At 45.6% G+C, this 18,650-nt stretch carries 16 protein-coding genes; all 16 read left to right on the top strand.

Translation table 11 applies throughout. The annotated features are described in order from the left end of the window. The first annotated feature begins 8 nt into the window (after positions 1 to 8). The 16 genes from rpsB to dnaE all read left to right on the top strand — a co-directional run bounded on the left by rpsB (position 9) and on the right by dnaE (position 18,650). Complete coding sequence (gene rpsB / locus JMA39_RS09800) at positions 9 to 737, top strand: 30S ribosomal protein S2 (RefSeq protein WP_028768063.1); 729 nt, start codon at positions 9 to 11, stop codon at positions 735 to 737. A 134-nt stretch (positions 738 to 871) separates the two neighbouring features. Continuing rightward, positions 872 to 1,723: a translation elongation factor Ts gene (gene tsf / locus JMA39_RS09795; protein WP_202721705.1), complete on the top strand. Its 852-nt coding sequence runs from the start codon at positions 872 to 874 to the stop codon at positions 1,721 to 1,723. Positions 1,724 to 1,867: 144 nt separating this feature from the next. Beyond that, complete coding sequence (gene pyrH, locus JMA39_RS09790) at positions 1,868 to 2,596, top strand: UMP kinase (protein WP_202721704.1); 729 nt, start codon at positions 1,868 to 1,870, stop codon at positions 2,594 to 2,596. 176 nt (positions 2,597 to 2,772) lie between these two features. Then, positions 2,773 to 3,330, top strand: a complete 558-nt coding sequence (gene frr, locus JMA39_RS09785; RefSeq protein WP_202721703.1) for a ribosome recycling factor — start codon at positions 2,773 to 2,775, stop codon at positions 3,328 to 3,330. Between the two features lie 252 nt (positions 3,331 to 3,582). Next, positions 3,583 to 4,383 carry a polyprenyl diphosphate synthase gene (uppS, locus tag JMA39_RS09780; RefSeq protein WP_202721702.1) on the top strand — a complete coding sequence of 267 codons (801 nt, stop codon included), beginning with the start codon at positions 3,583 to 3,585 and terminating at the stop codon, positions 4,381 to 4,383. Between the two features lie 20 nt (positions 4,384 to 4,403). Further along, entirely contained in the window at positions 4,404 to 5,261 is an 858-nt protein-coding gene (locus JMA39_RS09775; RefSeq protein ID WP_202721701.1) for a phosphatidate cytidylyltransferase, read from the top strand. Positions 5,262 to 5,265: 4 nt separating this feature from the next. After that, the gene (gene ispC / locus JMA39_RS09770; RefSeq protein ID WP_202721700.1) at positions 5,266 to 6,456 is read left to right on the top strand and encodes a 1-deoxy-D-xylulose-5-phosphate reductoisomerase; all 1,191 of its coding nucleotides are present in this window, start codon (positions 5,266 to 5,268) and stop codon (positions 6,454 to 6,456) included. Positions 6,457 to 6,470: 14 nt separating this feature from the next. Then, positions 6,471 to 7,841 (top strand): sigma E protease regulator RseP, encoded by a 1,371-nt coding sequence (gene rseP / locus JMA39_RS09765; RefSeq protein WP_202721699.1) that lies wholly within the window; start codon positions 6,471 to 6,473, stop codon positions 7,839 to 7,841. Between the two features lie 31 nt (positions 7,842 to 7,872). Continuing rightward, the gene (gene bamA / locus JMA39_RS09760; protein WP_202721698.1) at positions 7,873 to 10,356 is read left to right on the top strand and encodes an outer membrane protein assembly factor BamA; all 2,484 of its coding nucleotides are present in this window, start codon (positions 7,873 to 7,875) and stop codon (positions 10,354 to 10,356) included. A gap of 58 nt (positions 10,357 to 10,414) precedes the next feature. Beyond that, positions 10,415 to 10,912, top strand: a complete 498-nt coding sequence (locus tag JMA39_RS09755; RefSeq protein WP_202721948.1) for an OmpH family outer membrane protein — start codon at positions 10,415 to 10,417, stop codon at positions 10,910 to 10,912. Between the two features lie 4 nt (positions 10,913 to 10,916). Continuing rightward, positions 10,917 to 11,933, top strand: a complete 1,017-nt coding sequence (gene lpxD, locus JMA39_RS09750; RefSeq protein WP_202721697.1) for a UDP-3-O-(3-hydroxymyristoyl)glucosamine N-acyltransferase — start codon at positions 10,917 to 10,919, stop codon at positions 11,931 to 11,933. A 36-nt stretch (positions 11,934 to 11,969) separates the two neighbouring features. Continuing rightward, positions 11,970 to 12,431 carry a 3-hydroxyacyl-ACP dehydratase FabZ gene (gene fabZ / locus JMA39_RS09745; protein ID WP_041411562.1) on the top strand — a complete coding sequence of 154 codons (462 nt, stop codon included), beginning with the start codon at positions 11,970 to 11,972 and terminating at the stop codon, positions 12,429 to 12,431. Further along, on the top strand, positions 12,428 to 13,198 hold the full coding sequence (gene lpxA / locus JMA39_RS09740) for an acyl-ACP--UDP-N-acetylglucosamine O-acyltransferase (RefSeq protein ID WP_202721696.1): 771 nt from the start codon (positions 12,428 to 12,430) through the stop codon (positions 13,196 to 13,198). The genes fabZ and lpxA overlap by 4 nt, the downstream gene beginning before the upstream one ends. Positions 13,199 to 13,268: 70 nt before the next feature. After that, the gene (gene lpxB, locus JMA39_RS09735) at positions 13,269 to 14,420 is read left to right on the top strand and encodes a lipid-A-disaccharide synthase (RefSeq protein WP_202721695.1); all 1,152 of its coding nucleotides are present in this window, start codon (positions 13,269 to 13,271) and stop codon (positions 14,418 to 14,420) included. Then, entirely contained in the window at positions 14,420 to 15,031 is a 612-nt protein-coding gene (gene rnhB, locus JMA39_RS09730) for a ribonuclease HII (RefSeq protein WP_202721694.1), read from the top strand. Before lpxB ends, rnhB begins: the two co-directional genes overlap by 1 nt. A gap of 148 nt (positions 15,032 to 15,179) precedes the next feature. Then, the gene (gene dnaE, locus JMA39_RS09725; RefSeq protein ID WP_202721693.1) at positions 15,180 to 18,650 is read left to right on the top strand and encodes a DNA polymerase III subunit alpha; all 3,471 of its coding nucleotides are present in this window, start codon (positions 15,180 to 15,182) and stop codon (positions 18,648 to 18,650) included.

The following is an 18,650-nucleotide window of genomic DNA, read 5'->3' as shown; positions in this document are numbered from 1 at the left end:
TAAATAAAATGACTACAGTTTCAATGCGCGACATGCTACAAGCCGGTGTTCACTTCGGTCACCAGACTCGTTACTGGAACCCAAAGATGAAGCCATTCATCTTCGGCGCTCGTAACGGTGTACACATCATCAACCTAGAGCACACTGTACCAATGTTCAACGAAGCACTTGCTTTCATCAGCAACGTTGCATCTAAGAAAGGTAAGGTTCTTTTTGTTGGTACTAAGCGTGCTGCAAGCGAAGCTATCAAAGAAGCTGCTGTTTCTTGTGACCAGTACTATGTTGATCACCGTTGGTTAGGTGGTATGTTGACTAACTGGAAAACAGTTCGTCAATCAATCAAGCGTCTAAAAGACCTTGAAAGCCAGTCTGTAGACGGTACTTTCGACAAGCTGACTAAGAAAGAAGCGCTAATGCGTACTCGTGAACTTGAGAAGCTAGAGAAGTCTCTTGGTGGTATCAAGAACATGGCTGGTCTACCAGACGTGATTTTCGTAATCGGTGCTGACCACGAGCATATCGCTATTAAAGAAGCTAACAACCTAGGTATTCCTGTTGTTGCTGTTGTTGATACAAACTCTTCTCCAGACGGTATCAACTACATCATTCCTGGTAATGATGATGCTATGCGTTCTATCCGTCTATACACTCAGTCTGTTGCTGCTGCTGCGAAAGCTGGCCGTGGTCAAGACCTAGCTGTTCAAGCTGAACAAGACGGTTTCGTAGAAGCTGAATAATAACGGTCGATGAATTTTCATCACCCTTATTAACCAAGATACATGATTGGTGAACAGGGGCACTTTCATTCAATATGATTGGCCCCTGTTTCTTATCTATTGAATTTGAAAAATTATCTGTAGAGGATTTAGCAATGGCAATTACTGCTGCCCAAGTTAAAGAACTTCGTGACCGCACTGGCGCTGGCATGATGGACTGTAAAAAAGCACTGACTGAAACTAACGGTGACATCGAGTTAGCAATTGATAACATGCGTAAGAGCGGTGCTGCTAAGGCTGCTAAAAAAGCGGGTAACATCGCTGCTGAAGGTACAATCCTTATCAAGCAAGGCGAAGGTTACGCTGCTCTACTAGAAGTTAACTGTCAAACTGACTTCGTTGCAAAAGATTCTAACTTCCTAGCATTCGCTAACGAAGTACTAGGTGTTGCTGCAGCATCTAAAGTAACTATCGAAGACTTGAAAGCACAGTTCGAAGAAGCTCGTGTTGCTCTAGTTGCTAAAATCGGTGAAAACATCAACGTACGTCGCGTTGAGTACATCGATGGTGCAAACCTAGCTGAATACCGTCACGGCGAGCGTATCGGTGTTGTTGTTGCTGGTGAAGCTGACGAAGAGACTCTAAAGCACATCGCTATGCACGTTGCTGCTTCTAAGCCTGAATACGTTAACCCTTCAGATGTTCCTGCGGAAGTTGTTGAGAAAGAAAAAGCTCTTCAAATCGAAATCGCTATGAACGAAGGCAAGCCTGCTGAAATCGCTGAGAAGATGGTTATCGGTCGTATGAAGAAGTTCACTGGTGAGGTTTCTCTTACTGGTCAAGCTTTCATCATGGAACCAAAGAAAACTGTTGGCGAAATTCTTAAAGAGAAAGGCGCTTCAGTAACTAACTTCATCCGTTTAGAAGTTGGTGAAGGCATCGAAAGAAAAGAAGAAGATTTTGCTGCTGAAGTAGCTGCACAAATCGCTGCTACTAATAAGGCTTAATCTCCTTATTTAGCAAACATAAGACCGTAGCAATTGCTGCGGTCTTATCGTATATACTCAACTGGTTTTTTGTTTGGCTAGATTAAGCCCAACCAAATTGGTTAAGTGTACAACTCCCTATCGCCATAATCAGGACTAATAAATATGAGTACCAATCCTAAACCTGCATTTCGTCGTGTTCTTTTAAAGCTAAGTGGTGAAGCCCTAATGGGTGAAGAAGGCTTCGGCATTGATCCTAAAGTGCTTGATCGTATGGGCCAGGAGATCAAAGAGCTAGTTGAGCTAGGTATTCAGGTGGGTGTTGTCATTGGCGGTGGTAACTTGTTCCGTGGTGAAGGTCTAGCGAACGCCGGTATGAACCGAGTTGTTGGTGACCACATGGGCATGTTAGCAACAGTGATGAACGGCTTAGCAATGCGTGACTCATTGCATCGTGCATACGTAAATGCACGTTTAATGTCAGCCATTCCGCTAAAAGGCGTGTGTGATGACTACAACTGGGCTGAAGCAATTAGTTTGCTAAAATCTGGCCGTGTTGTTATTTTTGCTGCAGGTACAGGTAACCCGTTCTGTACAACTGACTCTGCTGCGTGTTTACGCGGTATCGAGATTGAAGCAGAAGTTGTGATTAAAGGCACAAAAGTTGACGGTGTATATTCAGATGATCCGGTGAAAAACCCAGATGCCGTCAAATATGATGTTATGGGGTACAATGAAGTACTCGAAAAAGAATTGAAAGTAATGGATTTGGCTGCATTTACCATGGCCAGAGACCACAATATGCCATTGCTCGTATTTAACATGAATAAGCCTGGTGCGCTGCGCCGAGTGATCATGGGCGAGCAAGAAGGCACACTGATTAAAGCAGGTTAATCAAACGAGAGCTGCTGCTCTTTCGAGCTCAGTCTTAGGTTTGAGTTCAATTTGTGTGGTGGTGAGATGAGCGACTATGCTTATTCGATTAAGCTAAGAGTTCATCACGCAACTAAAAGCCTATTGAAGCGAACCCGAAGAGCCGCGGCACCTAGTGACTTAAAAGGACATATAAAGTGATAAACGAAATCAAAAGCGATGCACAAGCACGCATGGCCAAATGTGTAGAGTCTACTAAAACTCAAATGGCTAAAGTTCGTACTGGCCGTGCACACCCAAGCCTTCTTGATACCATTCAAGTACCATATTACGGTTCACTGACACCACTTAAGCAAGTGGCAAGTGTTTCAATTGGCGATGCTCGTACATTAACGGTATCTGTTTTCGACCGTACTATGATTGCAGCCGTTGAAAAAGCAATTATGAGCTCAGATTTGGGTCTAAACCCAATGTCAGCAGGTGCGACAATTCGCATTCCATTGCCAGCATTGACAGAAGAACGTCGTAAAGACCTAATTAAGGTTGTCCGCGCTGAAGCCGAAAATGGCCGCATTGCGATTCGTAACGTACGCCGTGACGCTAACTCAAGTGTTAAAGAGTTAGAGAAAGAGAAAGAGTGTACTGAAGATGATGTTCGCCGTAGTGAAGATGACGTGCAGAAATTCACTGATGCACACATCAAGCTAATCGATGAGATTCTTGCTGCGAAAGAAAAGGAACTGATGGAGTTCTAATATCACTCCTCAGTAGAGGGAATGTTAGCTGTTTAGGTTAATTTTGAATCTGGTTATTTGAGTAGGTCTTGCTTTTTTAGTGAGAGATAACGAACTTTTCGTCTTATTCATTTGGCTTCATAGCTCACGCCTTGTAACAAAAGCGCTGAGCTTGAACAAAAATTAAACTTGATTAGTCAACATGCCCTAGAGTTCAGACGCCGTGTAGAGGTATACTACACGGCGTTTGTCTATTTTTAAGGGTTGTAATAGATGTCAATCGATTCCCAGTCTGACACTCAAGTGACAGAGACCTTACCGAGCGAGATCTCCGCCTTGGTAAAACAGTCGATCCCCAAGCATGTTGCTATCATTATGGATGGCAATGGACGTTGGGCACAGGCTCAGGGAAAGCCTCGAGTTGTCGGTCATAAAGCCGGCGTCAAGGCCGTTAGACGAGCAGTGAGTACGGCCCGAAGTTTAGGGGTCGAATCATTAACTTTGTTTGCGTTCTCTAGTGAAAACTGGCGCAGACCTGATAAAGAAGTCAGCTTGTTAATGGAACTGTTTTTTACCGTGTTGCAGCGTGAACTTAAGTTGCTGCACAAAAATGGGGTTCGCCTCAATATTATCGGTGATATCAGTCGATTTTCTCCGCGCTTGCAAAAGCAAATTGCTGCGGCAGAAGAGAAAACGGCAGACAATAACGATTTAGTGCTTAATGTGGCGGCTAACTACGGTGGACGCTGGGACATTTTGCAGGCAGCACAAAAATTGGCTGCTAAGGTTGAATCTGGTGAAATGAGCAGCACTCAGTTTACCGAAGAGGCCTTAAGTGAGCATTTGTGCATGCAAAATCAAGCCGAAGTTGATTTAATGATCCGCACCGGCGGTGACTATCGCATAAGTAACTTTGTACTGTGGCAAGCCGCTTATGCTGAGTTAGTCTTTACTGACACCTTGTGGCCGGATTTTGATGAGGATGCGTTTAAAGACGCGGTTGCAATCTTTGCCAATCGTCAACGTCGATTCGGTTTGACAGGAACTCAAATCGATACCATCCGCTCTTTGTAATAATTAATGAGGGAAGTTTTTTGCTAAAACAACGAATAATAACAGCAATATGGTTAATCCCCTTAGTTTTTGGTGCCATCTTCGGTTTACCGACTGAGTATTTTTCTTGGGCACTAGTGGGAGTATTTTTGATCGCCGCTAAGGAATGGGGGCGCATTATCGATAGCCGCTGTGAAATGACCCAATGGAGCTTCACTGTGACCATTGGTGTTTTGTTAGCTGCACTGAATATTTTGGTACCTACCGATGAAATTTGGCTGCGTGGCATGATGCATCCGATATTCTTAGGCGTCATACTTATTGGCGGTTTCTGGTGGTTTATCTCCTTTATCATGGTGTTGTCTTTCCCTAAGAGCGCGCGCTTTTGGGAAAAGAGTCATATGCTCAAATCTATGTTTGGCCAGTTAACGCTGATCCCATGTTTCGTTTCGCTCGTCTCGCTTAAGGCGTTAAGTACTCAAGCTTCACCTTATTACGGTGGCACCTTAGTCTTGTTAGTGATGTTAGTCGTCTGGGCAACAGATTCTGGCGCCTACTTTGTGGGTAAGCGATTTGGTAAACGCAAATTAATGCCAAATGTGAGTCCTGCCAAAACGATTGAAGGCCTTCTCGGTGGTCTGTTGACCACCATGATAGTCGTTGCTGGTGTGATGTATTTCTCTCCAGAGCAGGAGTTAGGCTTAATCATTGCTGTCACTCTGTTTACGGCATTAGCCTCTGCGGTAGGCGATCTATCTGAAAGTATGTTTAAACGCGTCGCAAAAATTAAGGACTCAGGCTCGATTCTTCCTGGTCACGGTGGCGTATTAGATAGAATCGATAGCTTAACGGCAGCTCTACCCGTATTCACATTAATCTATATAGCTTTTTGGATGTAACTAAATGCAAAATGTGGTGATTTTAGGTGCGACAGGCTCCATTGGTGCCAGTACTTTGAGTGTGATGGCGTGTAATTCAGAGCAATACAAGGTATTTGCGCTAGTGGCAAATACCAATGTCAGCAAGATGCTAGAGATCTGTATTACGCATCAGCCTAAGATTGCCCATATGGTAGATGCTAAAGCGGCTTTCGAGCTTAAGCAGCAACTGCCAAGCCATTTAAATATTGAAGTAACGACGGGGAATGATGAGCTGTTATCTCTCGTCAGCAGCAGTCAGGTTGACACCGTTATGGCGGCGATTGTTGGTGCAGCGGGTTTACCTTCGACACTTGCTGCTGTTAAAGCGGGTAAGCGTGTCTTATTAGCCAACAAAGAATCACTGGTTATGTCGGGTCAGCTGTTTATCGAAGCGATGCAGGAGTCTGGCGCACAAGTCTTACCGGTTGATAGTGAACACAATGCTATTTTTCAGTGCTTGTCAGAGCGTTCACAGCTCGAGATTGGTCGCTGTGACTTAGCGGGGGCGGGGGTGTCTCATATTCTGCTTACTGGCTCTGGCGGCCCGTTCTTAACCTCTGAGTTGTCATTGTTATCGGCAATGACGCCTGAGCAGGCTTGTAAACATCCTAATTGGTCTATGGGTCGTAAAATATCAGTCGACTCTGCGACTATGATGAATAAGGGTCTTGAGTATATCGAGGCTCGTTGGTTATTTAACGCCAGCCCCGAGCAGTTAAAGGTCGTTATTCACCCCCAAAGTGTGATTCATTCCATGGTACAGTATCGTGATGGTTCGGTACTTGCGCAATTGGGCAACCCCGATATGCGTACACCGATTGCACATTGTATGTCTTTTCCACAGAGAATTAGCTCAGGAGTTGAACCTTTAGACTTTTTCAAAGTCGGACAGTTAAGCTTCTTAGAACCTGATTTTAATCGATTCCCCTGTTTAGCATTGGCGATTGAAGCCTGTAAACAAGGCCAAGAAGCGACAACTGTGTTAAATGCTGCCAACGAGATTTCTGTGCAGGCATTTTTAGACGGTAAGATTCGATTTACCGATATAGCAAGAATAAACGAACAGAGCTTAATGAATACGGCAACGCATCCATTAAACAATATTGATGATATCTTGGCGTTAGATACTCAGAGCCGTCAATATACGTTAGAAGCCATCAGCAAGCTGAATTAGTTCAGAGGAAAGGGATGATAGATTTTTTATGGAACTTAGGTTCCTTTATTGTTGCTTTAGGGATCTTAATCGCTGCCCATGAGTATGGGCACTTTTGGGTGGCGCGCCGCTGTGGTGTGAAGGTCGAGCGTTTTTCTATCGGCTTTGGTAAAGCCATTTGGCGTAAAACGGGCAAAGATGGCACTGAATATGTCGTTGCCGCTATCCCTCTGGGGGGCTACGTTAAGATGCTCGATGAGCGTGTTGATGAGGTCCCGGAAGAGTTAAAAGAACAAGCCTTTAACCGCAAATCAGTTTGGCAGCGAATCGCGATTGTTAGCGCAGGTCCGATTGCTAACTTCATTTTTGCTATTATTGCTCTCTACGCCATGTACCTAATTGGCGTACCCGCCATTAAACCTGTTATTGACTCAACCCTTGCTGGAACGCCTGCCGCACAGATCGTGGTGAAAGAGCCTATGCAGGTAATGGCTGTCGGTAGCCAAAAGGTAAGAGACTGGGAGGAGGTCAACCTCGCATTGGCGGGTCATATTGGAGATAGCAAGGTCGATATTACGCTTGCGCCACTGACTCGCTTAGAAGGCTCATCGGGTGATGAACAGACCTACTCGCTAAATACTCAAGATTGGAAAGTTAACCCAGAGAAAGAGTTGCCGATCACCTCTATCGGTTTAGGTATGTATCGCCCTGCGATCCTGCCTAAGCTTGCGTTAGTCAGTGAGGATGGCGCTGCTGGGCTTGCAGGTATTAAGGTGGGTGACACCTTAGTCGCCATTGACGGTGAGAAGTATAAAGACTGGCCACGTTTTGTAGAGATCATTCAGGGCTCGGCTAACAAGATGGTGACCATCACTGTACGTCGTGACGGTGAACAGCTAGCGATTAAGGTGACACCAAAGTCTCGTGAGAACGCTGAAGGTAAACTTGAGGGTGTTATCGGTGTTGCACCGACCTCAGAACCTTGGCCTGAAAATATGAAAGTGCAACTGGAATACGGATTTTTGGACTCTTTTCCGGTTGCGTTAGATAAAACATGGCAACTTGTCTCTGTCAGCATTAAGATGATTGGCAAGTTACTTACCGGTGACGTTTCAGTTAAGAACTTGAGTGGCCCTATTTCTATTGCACAAGGTGCGGGAAACAGTGCTGACGTCGGACTGGTATATTTTTTAGGTTTTCTTGCATTGATAAGCGTGAACTTAGGCATTATTAACTTATTGCCTTTGCCAGTGTTAGATGGGGGACACCTTTTGTATTACTTCATTGAGGTAATAACAGGCAGGCCTGTACCGGAGAAGGTACAGGAAATTGGATTCAGAATTGGGGCAGCTATGCTGCTGATGTTGATGAGTGTCGCGCTTTTCAATGACTTTTCCCGACTCTGAGCAAGGACAGACAAATAATTAGAAGTGCTCTATGAGATTGAATAAACTTTTTGCCTCGATGTTATTAGTCGGAGCGTCTTTTTCAGGGAACGGTTGGGCAGAGACATTCCAACCTTTTGAAGTAGCTGATATCCAAGTTGAAGGTTTACAGCGAGTGGCACTCGGTGCGGCTTTGCTTAACTTACCTGTGAAGGTAGGGGATACTGTTGATCAATTAAAATTGCAGCAAGCGATTAAGAGCTTGTATGCGTCAACTAACTTCGAAAAAATAGAAGTGCTGCGAGACGGTAATGTGCTCGTAGTTAAAGTCACTGAGCGTCCAACCATTAGCTCAGTTACCTTCGAAGGTAACAAAGATATTAAAGATGAGCAGTTGCAAGAAAGTCTTGATGGCTCTGGCGTAAAAGTCGGTGAGTCGTTAGACCGTACCATGCTCTCTGGTATCGAAAAAGGTTTACAAGACTTCTATTACGGTGTCGGTAAATATGGCGCTAAAGTGAAGGCTGAAATTATCAACTTACCTCGTAACCGAGTTGAGCTTAAGTTTACCTTTACTGAAGGCCTCGCTGCTGAAATTCGCCAGATAAATATCGTGGGTAACACAGAGTTTAGCGATGCTGAGCTTATCGGCATGCTAGAGCTTAAAGATTATGTGGCTTGGTGGGATCTATTTGGTGAGCGTCGCTATCAGAAGCAAAAGCTTCAAGCTGACTTAGAAACCATCAAGACCTACTATCAAAATCGTGGCTATATCCGTTTCGATGTCACCTCTACTCAGGTGGCAATGACACCTGATCGTAAAGGGCTTTATATCACGATTAACGTCGACGAAGGTGAGCAGTATAAAGTTAAAGACGTTAACTTAACTGGTGACTTAATGGGTAAAGAAGAGGTGTTAGAAGCCATCTTGCCATTAAAGTCTGGTGATATGTATAACGGCGGGGATGTGACCTTTACCGAAGAGATGTATGGTAAGTACTTAGGTCGATTCGGTTACGCTTATCCAGAAGTTAAGACCTACCCAGAAATTGATGATGAGACTAAAGAAGTTAATCTTAATATCAACATCCAGCCGGGTAAGCGCGTCTATGTACGCAACATCAGCTTCGCTGGTAACACGGTTACTAAAGATGAGGTGATGCGTCGTCAGCTACGTCAGATGGAAGGTGCATGGCTTAACTCAGCGCAGGTTGAGCTGTCAAAATCTAACCTTAACCGTCTAGGTTACTTTGAAACTGTTGATACCGAAACCGTGCAGGTACCTGGTACCGATGATTTAGTCGATGTTGCATTTAACGTTAAAGAGCAGCCATCTGGCTCATTTAACGCGGGTGTGGGCTATGGTACAGAGTCTGGTCTTAGCCTACAGTTTGGTGTTCAGCAGAGTAACTTCCTCGGTACGGGTAACCAAGCGGGCGTTAACTTAAACACCAACAAGTACTCGAAGAACGTCAATATTAACTATACCGATCCTTACTTCACAAAAGATGGTGTGAGCCTAGGTGGTAGTATCTATTGGAGTGAGTTTGATGCCGATGAGGCAAACCTTGAAGCCTATAAGAACAGCTCTTATGGTATCTCGCTAAACTCAGGTTTCCCTATTAACGAATACAACCGTATTAACGGTGGTATTGGTTATCGTCACAACGAAATTTCTGAGATTTCGGCTTATGAGCAGGCAGTTCGCTTCTACGATATCTATCGTGACAGCGATGATCCAAACGCAGGTTTAAGTTTCGACAACTTCGAACTGAGCCTAGGTTGGTCTCGTAGTAACTTAAACCGTGGAACCTTCCCATCGGATGGTTCATCACAACGTTTAAACGGTAAGATGACGGTACCGGGTTCGGATCTGCAGTACTTCAAAGCAGATTTTGATACCAACTTTTACTTCCCGCTTAACCGTAGCCACAGCTTTGTTGTGCTAACGCGTGCGCGTTTAGGTTATGGTAATGGTTATGGTCAATTTAATGATAACGACCAAATTTTACCGTTCTGGGAAAACTATTATTCTGGTGGCAGTAGCTCACTACGAGGCTTTAAGTCTAACTCTGTAGGTCCACGTTCATTCTACTTGTATCGTGGTAGTGAACCATGTGCGCCAGATCCATCGGGAGAAGGTTGTAGTTTGCCGGGCGACCCTAACCAAATTCAGGTTAGCTCAGGCCGTTCAATTGGTGGTAACGCTATCGCTACGGCAAGTTTAGAGCTAATCGTGCCAACACCATTCTTGGATGAGGCTTATACAAATTCTGTACGTACTAGCTTCTTTGTGGATGCGGGTAACGTGTGGGACACTGAGTTTGACTACGATTCATATCGTTATCTTCCAGTTGAAGAGTTTGATAAACTGCAAGATTATAGCGATCCGAGCCGTATTCGTGCCTCATGGGGCATGAGCGTGCAGTGGTTATCACCGATGGGACCTATGGTCTTTAGCCTTGCATGGCCAATCAAGGAATACGAGGATGATGAAACAGAGATCTTCTCGTTTAATATTGGTAAAACTTTCTAAAATCAATTTGAAAAACATCGGCAAGTTTTGCTGAATAAAGGAGTTTGTTTTGAATAAGATGTTGAATCGCGCAATGATGGTTATGGTTCTTCTAGGTGCACCACTAGCGGCACACGCTGAGAAGATCGCAGTAGTTGATATGCAAGCAGTATTCGAGCAGTTGCCTCAGCGTGAGCAAGTGAACGAAACACTTAAAGCTGAGTTTGGTGACCGTGTAGCAGAAGTCCAAAAGATGCAGGAAGAGCTACGTGGTTTGCTAGAAAAGCAGCAGCGTGATGCAGCGCTAATGAGCGAAGCACAAAAGACTGACATGATGCGTAAAATGGAATCTATGAAAGCTGAGCTACAATTGAAGGGCAAAGCACTAGATGAAGATATGCGTCGTCGTAATGGTGAAGAGCAAAACAAGCTGCTTCTACAAGTTCAAAAGACTATTAACTCTATTGCTGAAAAAGAGCAATACGACATGGTGCTTCAACGTGGCGCCGTTATCTATGTTAAGCCAAGCGCTGACATCAGTAACAAAGTGGTTGAAGCTTTAGGTAAAGGCAATTAAATAGATGAAAAGCTATACTTTAAGAGTACTGGCTGACCATTTAAATGCAGACGTTCAAGGTGACGACTCAGTTGAAATTTCAACTGTAGGTACCTTGGACGGTGCAGGTCCAGGTCAAATCTCTTTCTTGGCAAATTCAAAATATCGCTCGCAGCTGCAAACCACAGCTGCGTCGGCGATCTTGATGGCGCCTGCCGATGCAGAAGGTTTTGCTGGCAATGCGATCGTGCTTAACGATCCCTATGTCGGTTTCGCTCGCATCGCACAATTTCTCGATACCACTCCAAAGGCTGCCGATAGCATCCATCCATCTGCGCAGATAGCGGCATCAGCTATGCTGGGTGAAGGTGTTGCGATTGCTGCAAATGCGGTGATTGGTGAAAATGTTATTTTAGGCAACAACGTACAGATTGGTGCGGGTAGTGTCGTTGGTCAAGACAGCGTGATTGGTTCAAACACTCTGCTGTGGGCTAATGTTACCGTATATCACAATGTGCATTTAGGCCAAGACTGTATCATTCACTCAGGTGCTGTTTTAGGTTCTGATGGTTTTGGTTATGCCAATGAGCGCGGACAGTGGATTAAAATTCCACAAACAGGCGGCGTTCGCATCGGTGACCGCGTAGAGATTGGTGCAAACACGACTGTGGATAGAGGGGCTATCGCCCATACCGAAATTCACGATGGTGTGATTATTGATAACCAAGTTCAGATCGCCCATAACGATATTATCGGTGCTAATACGGCTATCGCTGGCTCTACTGTCGTGGCTGGCAGCGTCACTATCGGTAAACACTGTATAATCGGTGGTAACTGTGCGATTTCAGGTCATTTAACTATTACCGATGGCGTGCACATTACTGGTAGCACTAATATCACAAGCGTGATCAGAGAGCCGGGCGTTTATTCATCTGCAACTGTTGCGATGGACAATAAGCTTTGGCGAAAGAATACCGTTCGTTTTAGACAGTTAGATACGCTATTCCAACGTGTGAAAGCACTGGAAAATAACGTAAAGTAAATGAATTACTGCTTCGAGCAGATAAAGGAAAATTTCGTGTCAAATCAATTGAATACAATGGATATCAAAGAGATCCTAAAATTTTTGCCTCATAGGTATCCATTTTTATTGATCGATAGAGTGCTAGACTTTACTCCAGGTGAAACTCTACATGCTATTAAAAACGTCACTATTAATGAGCCATTTTTCCAGGGACACTTCCCGGTTCAACCCGTGATGCCAGGTGTATTGATTTTAGAAGCGATGGCGCAGGCAACAGGTTTGTTGGCGTTTAAAACCATGAGTGAAGAGCCTTCTAATGACGCGTTATACTATTTTGCAGGTATCGACAAAGCGCGTTTTAAGCGTGTCGTTGAGCCAGGCGACCAGCTTCATTTTGAAGTGCAAATGATTAAAGAGCGTCGTGGGATTGGCGTATTTACTGGTGTAGCCAAAGTGGATGGCGAGGTTGTTTGTTCAGCCGAGATTATGTGTGCACGTAGAGAGATTTCTAAGTGATTGATAAATTAGCTTACATCCACCCAGATGCAAAGATTGGTAACAATGTCACTATCGGTCCATGGACCTATATTGGCGCAGATGTTGAAATTGGCGACGACTGCTGGTTCAGTTCACACGTTGTAGTGAAAGGCCCAACCGTTATTGGTAAAGGTAATAAGTTTTATCAGTTCGCCTCTGTGGGTGAAGATTGCCAAGATAAAAAGTATGCCGGTGAAGCGACTCGCTTGATTATCGGTGACAACAACGTGATCCGCGAATCGGTAACGATTCACCGCGGTACGACTCAGGATAACTGGGAAACACGTATTGGCTCGAATAACCTTTTCATGGCCTATGTGCATATCGCCCATGACTGTGTAGTAGGTAGCAACGTGATTATGGCCAACAACGCATCTATTGCGGGCCATGTACATGTTGGTGACTGGGCTATCTTAGGTGGTATGACTGGCGTTCATCAGTTTGTTCATATCGGCGCTCACGCATTTACTGCGGGCAGTTCATTGATCCTTAACGATGTACCACCTTTTGTGATGGCATCGGGTCAACCTGCTATCCCAAGAGGCTTAAACCTCGAAGGGATGAAGCGTAGAGGGTTTTCTAAAGAGTCCCAGCTTTCGGTTCGTCGAGCATATAAGACCTTGTACCGTAGCAGCTTGACAGTTGCAGAGGCCGTTGAGCAGCTTAAAGAAGCTGCTGTGGATGATGAGCAGGTTAAGTCTTTAATAGACTTTGTCGCTTCCTCTCAACGAGGCATCATTCGCTAGTCAAGTCTGAGAACCCGTGTAAAAGCGGGTTCTTTGTTTCCACCTCATCATCAATGACAGACGCCATTCTATGAGTTCAAACAATCCTCGTGTATTTGCAATGGTTGCCGGAGAGATCTCGGGTGACATCTTAGGTGCAGGCTTAATAAAAGCGCTGCAGATGCGATATCCAGATGCCAAATTTGTCGGCATAGGCGGGCCCCGCATGGAGGCTCTAGGTTTTGAGTCTATCTTCTCTTATGAAGAGTTGGCCGTGATGGGGATCGTCGAAGTCTTATCGCGCCTTCCTAGATTGCTAAAAGTTCGCGGAACACTAATCGATGAGCTGGTTAAGATAAACCCAGACTGCTTTATCGGTATCGATGCCCCGGATTTTAATATCGGTCTAGAGTTAAAACTTAAGAACCGTGGTATTAAAACCGTACACTACGTGAGTCCATCGGTGTGGGCATGGCGACCCAAACGTATTTTCAAAATAGCGAAAGCAACCGATATGGTGTTGTCGCTGCTACCTTTTGAAAAGGCGTTTTACGATGAATATCAAGTGCCTTGCACCTTTGTCGGCCATACCTTAGCCGATGATATTCCACTGGAAAGCCCTAAATCTGTTGCTAGAGAGTTACTCGGTCTGGACAAGGATGCCGAATATTTAGCAATACTACCGGGTTCTCGTGGCGGTGAGCTTAAGATGTTAGCCGAGCCTTTTGTTAAGGCTGCGAGTCTTATCAAGCAGCGCTACCCTGATATAAAGTTTGTCACTCCATTGGTAAACCAGAAGCGCCGTGAGCAATTCGAACAAGCGTTACGCGAACACGCGCCGAACTTAGAAATTCACTTAGTCGAAGGACAGTCCCGTGAAGTAATGGCGGCTGCCGATTGCATTCTGCTGGCATCGGGCACTGCAACTTTAGAGGCTATGCTAGTTAAACGCCCTATGGTGGTGGCTTATCGCGTTAGCCCAATCACTTACCGTATTGCTAAAGGTATGATGCTGACTAAGCGCTACTCTTTGCCGAATCTTCTAGCAGATGACGATATTGTCGAAGAACTCATTCAGGCCGACTGTACGCCAGAAAAAATAGCTAAAGCGGTTGGTGTTCAGCTCGATAGCGATTTTAGCCCTATGTACGAGCGCTTTATGCAGATGCATAAGACCCTTCGTTGTGATGCTAGTGCTCGTGCTGCAGATGCAGTGATTAAGTTAGTAGAGGATAAGGTTTAATGGCGGTGATTAAAGGGATTACACCTGAGCAGGTTGCTCAAATTTGCGTTGGTCACTATGCCGGCGTCGATGAAGTAGGGCGCGGTCCACTGATCGGCAATGTGGTCACTGCTGCGGTCATTTTGGACCCAAGCAACCCTATTGAAGGCTTGAATGACTCTAAGAAACTATCTGAGAAGAAGCGTGAGTTACTGTTTGAGCAAATTCAGCAGAAGGCACTCAGTGTCAGCGTTGGCTCGGCTACGCCAGCCGAGATTGATGAACTTAATATTTTGCACGCGACTATGCTTGCCATGCAGCGCGCTGTTGCTGGTCTTAATATTAAGCCTACGAGTGTGTTAGTCGATGGCAACCGCACACCAGATTTTGGCGTTGAAAGCCATGCAATTGTTAAAGGCGATGGTCTTATCGATGCTATTAGTGCGGCATCGATTATTGCCAAAGTTGTCCGCGATAGAGAGATGGACGCCCTTGCCGAGCAATATCCTGAGTATGGCTTTGAAAAGCATAAGGGCTACCCGACTAAAGCGCACTTTGAAGCGCTAGCTCAGCATGGCGTGTTGCCTGAGCATCGTAAGAGCTTTAGGCCTGTACGAGAAGCAATGGAATAAATTTATAGCCATTGGTTTTGTCGCTGTTTGAAAAGTAATACATCTATCCCTAGGGTTAGCAGTTTAACTTGTTTGCTGCTGGCCCTTGTTTTACTCTGTAAGATTCATTATTTGTCTTCGTTTACCCAATATAAAGATACTCCAAATTATGTCTGATCCACGTTTTGTGCATTTGCGCGTCCACAGTGATTTTTCCATGTCTGATGGACTTTCTAAAGTTAAGCCTATTCTTGCTAAGGTGGCTGAGCTTGAGATGCCTGCGGTGGCGTTAACCGATCAGACTAATATGTGTGGTTTGGTGAAGTTTTACGAGGCTTGTCATGGTAATGGCATTAAGCCGATTATCGGTACTGACTTTTGGGTTCAAGTGCCAGGTTTTGATGACTTTTGCTCTATTACCGCACTAGCCATGGACAACAAGGGCTACTCAAACCTGACGTTATTGATCAGTGATGCTTACCTACGCGGTAACATCAACGATAAGGCGGTGATCGATCAGGAGTGGTTAGCCAAATATAGCGAAGGACTCATTTTATTATCTGGCGGTAAAGACGGCGATGTGGGTCGTGCGCTGCTAAAAGAAAATAAAGCGCAAGTCGATAGCTTAATTGAGTTTTATAAAACTCATTTCCCAGACAGATATTATTTAGAGTTGCTGCGAACAGGTCGCCCTGATGAAGAACGTTATCTGCACATGGCGGTTGAACTTGCCGAGCAAAAAGACCTGCCTGTGGTTGCTACCAATCAGGTGGTATTTAATAAGCCAGAGCAGTTTGAGGCGCACGAAATTCGCGTGGCCATTTACGATGGCTTTACTCTTGCCGATCCGCGTAGACCGAAGAAATACAGCGACCAACAGTATTTTAAGAGCAGCGATGAGATGTGTGAGCTGTTTGAGGATATTCCTGAAGCGATTCAAAATACCGTTGAAATCGCAAAGCGCTGTAACGTAACAGTACGTCTACACGAATATTTCCTGCCAAACTTTCCGACAGGTGATTTGACCATTGAGGACTTCTTAGTCGCTGTGTCAGAGAAGGGCCTAGAGGAGCGTTTGGAGTTTCTTTTCCCCGATCCGGAAGTCAGAGCCGAGCGACGCCCTGAATATGATGAGCGTCTCGATGTGGAGCTTAAGGTTATTAACCAGATGGGCTTCCCAGGTTACTTCCTTATCGTAATGGAATTTATCCAGTGGGGTAAAGACAACGATATCCCGATTGGCCCCGGCCGTGGATCGGGTGCGGGTTCTTTGGTGGCCTACGCGCTGAAAATTACCGATTTGGATCCACTGGAATACGACCTGCTGTTCGAGCGATTCTTGAACCCTGAACGTGTATCTATGCCCGACTTCGACGTCGACTTTTGTATGGATCGACGAGATGAAGTGATTGATCACGTAGCAGACCTTTACGGTCGTGATGCGGTATCACAGATCATTACCTTTGGTACCATGGCGGCGAAAGCGGTTATTCGAGACGTGGGTCGTGTGCTTGGTCACCCATACGGCTTTGTCGATCGGATCTCTAAGATGATCCCAGCAGAACCCGGCATGACCTTGGCTAAAGCATTTGAAGTAGAGCCAGGTCTGCAAGAGTCCTATGACGCCGATGAGGAGGTCAAAGATCTTATCGACATGTGTCGCATTCTTGAAGGTGTGACGCGTAACGCCGGTAAGCATGCCGGTGGTGTGGTTATCGCACCGACTAAGATCACCGACTTTTCGCCCATCTATTGTGATACCGAAGGTTTAAACCCGGTAACTCAGTTCGATAAGAACGATGTAGAAACCGCAGGTCTTGTGAAGTTCGACTTCTTGGGACTAAGAACGCTCACCATTATTGACTGGGCGCTGCAGATGGTTAATGCCGTTAAAGATAAAAACGGCGAAGAGCGGGTTCGAATTGAATCGATTTCATTAACCGATCCTAAGTGCTTTAAGTTACTACAGCGTTATGAAACGACCGCCGTGTTCCAGCTGGAATCTCGTGGTATGAAAGATTTGATTAAGCGTCTTCAGCCTGACTGCTTCGAAGATATGATCGCACTGGTGGCACTGTTTAGACCGGGACCGCTACAGTCGGGCATGGTTGATAACTTTATTGAGCGTAAGCATGGTCGAGAGGAAGTATCATATCCTGATGCTGAGTATCAGCATGAGTCACTAAAAGAGCTGCTGTCGCCAACCTACGGCATTATTCTCTACCAAGAGCAGGTGATGCAGATTGCGCAGGTGCTTGCTGGTTACACCCTAGGCGGCGCGGATATGCTTCGTCGTGCCATGGGTAAGAAAAAACCCGAAGAGATGGCCAAGCAGCGCGGTACGTTTGAAGCGGGCGCAATTAAAAATGGTGTAGATGGGCCATTGTCGATGAAAATCTTCGACTTGGTAGAAAAGTTCGCGGGTTACGGTTTTAACAAATCGCACTCTGCCGCATATGCCTTGGTATCCTATCAGACGCTTTGGCTCAAGACCCATTATCCGGCCCAGTTTATGGCGGCGGTAATGTCGGCGGATATGGATAACACAGATAAGATCGTGACCTTGGTGGATGAATGTGAGCGTATGGGCTTACCTTTGTTGCCGCCTGATGTGAACAAGGGCTTATTTAGGTTCACCGTCGATGATGAACTCAATATCGTTTATGGTATTGGGGCGGTGAAAGGTGTCGGTGAAGGTCCCGTCGAGTCAATTCTAAAAGCACGCGAGAACGGCCCTTTTATCGATCTATTCGATTTCTGTGCTCGTGTTGATCTGAAAAAGCTTAATCGCCGTGTGATTGAAAAGCTGATCTGCGCTGGTGCACTGGACAATTTAGGTCCGCATCGTGCGGCGATGATGGCGACACTACCGGAAGCGATTCGCGCTGCCGACCAGCATGCTAAAGCCGAAGCTATCGGTCAGCATGATATGTTTGGCTTGCTTAATAGTGAGCCTGAAGACAGTAAGCAGCAATTTGTCGATTGTACCCCTTGGCCCGACAAAGTCTGGCTCGAAGGAGAGCGTGATACCTTAGGTTTGTATTTGACGGGTCACCCGATAAACCAGTATTTAAAAGAGCTTAAGCACTATACATCGGGTCGTTTGAAAGACGTGCATCCGACAGATCGTGGCAAAACCATGAAAGCTGCCGGCCTTGTGGTTGCCACGCGCGTGATGATGACCAAACGCGGCGCTAAGATGGGCTTAGTCACACTCGATGATAAGAGCGCCCGTCTTGAGGTGATGCTATTTACCGAAGCCTTCGAGAAGTTTAATCATCTGCTTGAGAAAGATCGTATTCTTATCATCGAGGGGGAAGTGAGCTTTGATGACTTCTCTGGTGGCAACCGTATGACCGCGCGCAATATCATCGATATGGGAGAGGCACGCAGTCACTTTGCTCATGCGGTAGAGATCGATCTGCAATCAGACAAGGTTAACTCGCAGTGGCTAAGTGAGTTTCAAGCCGCCGTAGCCCCTTGGAAGGCAGGCGCCGTTCCTGTAGTGATTAATTACGCGCAGCATCAGTCTCAAGCTCAGTTTACTCTAGGAGATGAGTGGCGCGTTAACCCAACCGATGAGTTGATGTTGGCATTAGAGTCGTTAACGGGATCGGGTAAGGTTAGGATTGTTTTTTAA

The sequence above is a fragment of the Shewanella schlegeliana genome (assembly GCF_016765635.1).
Lineage (GTDB): Bacteria > Pseudomonadota > Gammaproteobacteria > Enterobacterales > Shewanellaceae > Shewanella > Shewanella schlegeliana.
The sequence above is the reverse complement of the archived record's forward strand: the minus strand, read 5'-3'. Positions and strand labels throughout refer to the sequence as shown.

Bases quoted from the DNA above. Each gene is read 5' to 3' on its own strand.
- rseP (WP_202721699.1), top strand. From the start codon at position 6,471: ATGATAGATTTTTTATGGAACTTAGGTTCCTTTATTGTTGCTTTAGGG.
- dnaE (WP_202721693.1), top strand. From the start codon at position 15,180: ATGTCTGATCCACGTTTTGTGCATTTGCGCGTCCACAGTGATTTTTCC.
- JMA39_RS09755 (WP_202721948.1), top strand. From the start codon at position 10,415: ATGTTGAATCGCGCAATGATGGTTATGGTTCTTCTAGGTGCACCACTA.
- uppS (WP_202721702.1), top strand. From the start codon at position 3,583: ATGTCAATCGATTCCCAGTCTGACACTCAAGTGACAGAGACCTTACCG.
- tsf (WP_202721705.1), top strand. From the start codon at position 872: ATGGCAATTACTGCTGCCCAAGTTAAAGAACTTCGTGACCGCACTGGC.
- rnhB (WP_202721694.1), top strand. From the start codon at position 14,420: ATGGCGGTGATTAAAGGGATTACACCTGAGCAGGTTGCTCAAATTTGC.
- pyrH (WP_202721704.1), top strand. From the start codon at position 1,868: ATGAGTACCAATCCTAAACCTGCATTTCGTCGTGTTCTTTTAAAGCTA.
- lpxD (WP_202721697.1), top strand. From the start codon at position 10,917: ATGAAAAGCTATACTTTAAGAGTACTGGCTGACCATTTAAATGCAGAC.
- lpxB (WP_202721695.1), top strand. From the start codon at position 13,269: ATGAGTTCAAACAATCCTCGTGTATTTGCAATGGTTGCCGGAGAGATC.
- rpsB (WP_028768063.1), top strand. From the start codon at position 9: ATGACTACAGTTTCAATGCGCGACATGCTACAAGCCGGTGTTCACTTC.
- ispC (WP_202721700.1), top strand. From the start codon at position 5,266: ATGCAAAATGTGGTGATTTTAGGTGCGACAGGCTCCATTGGTGCCAGT.
- bamA (WP_202721698.1), top strand. From the start codon at position 7,873: ATGAGATTGAATAAACTTTTTGCCTCGATGTTATTAGTCGGAGCGTCT.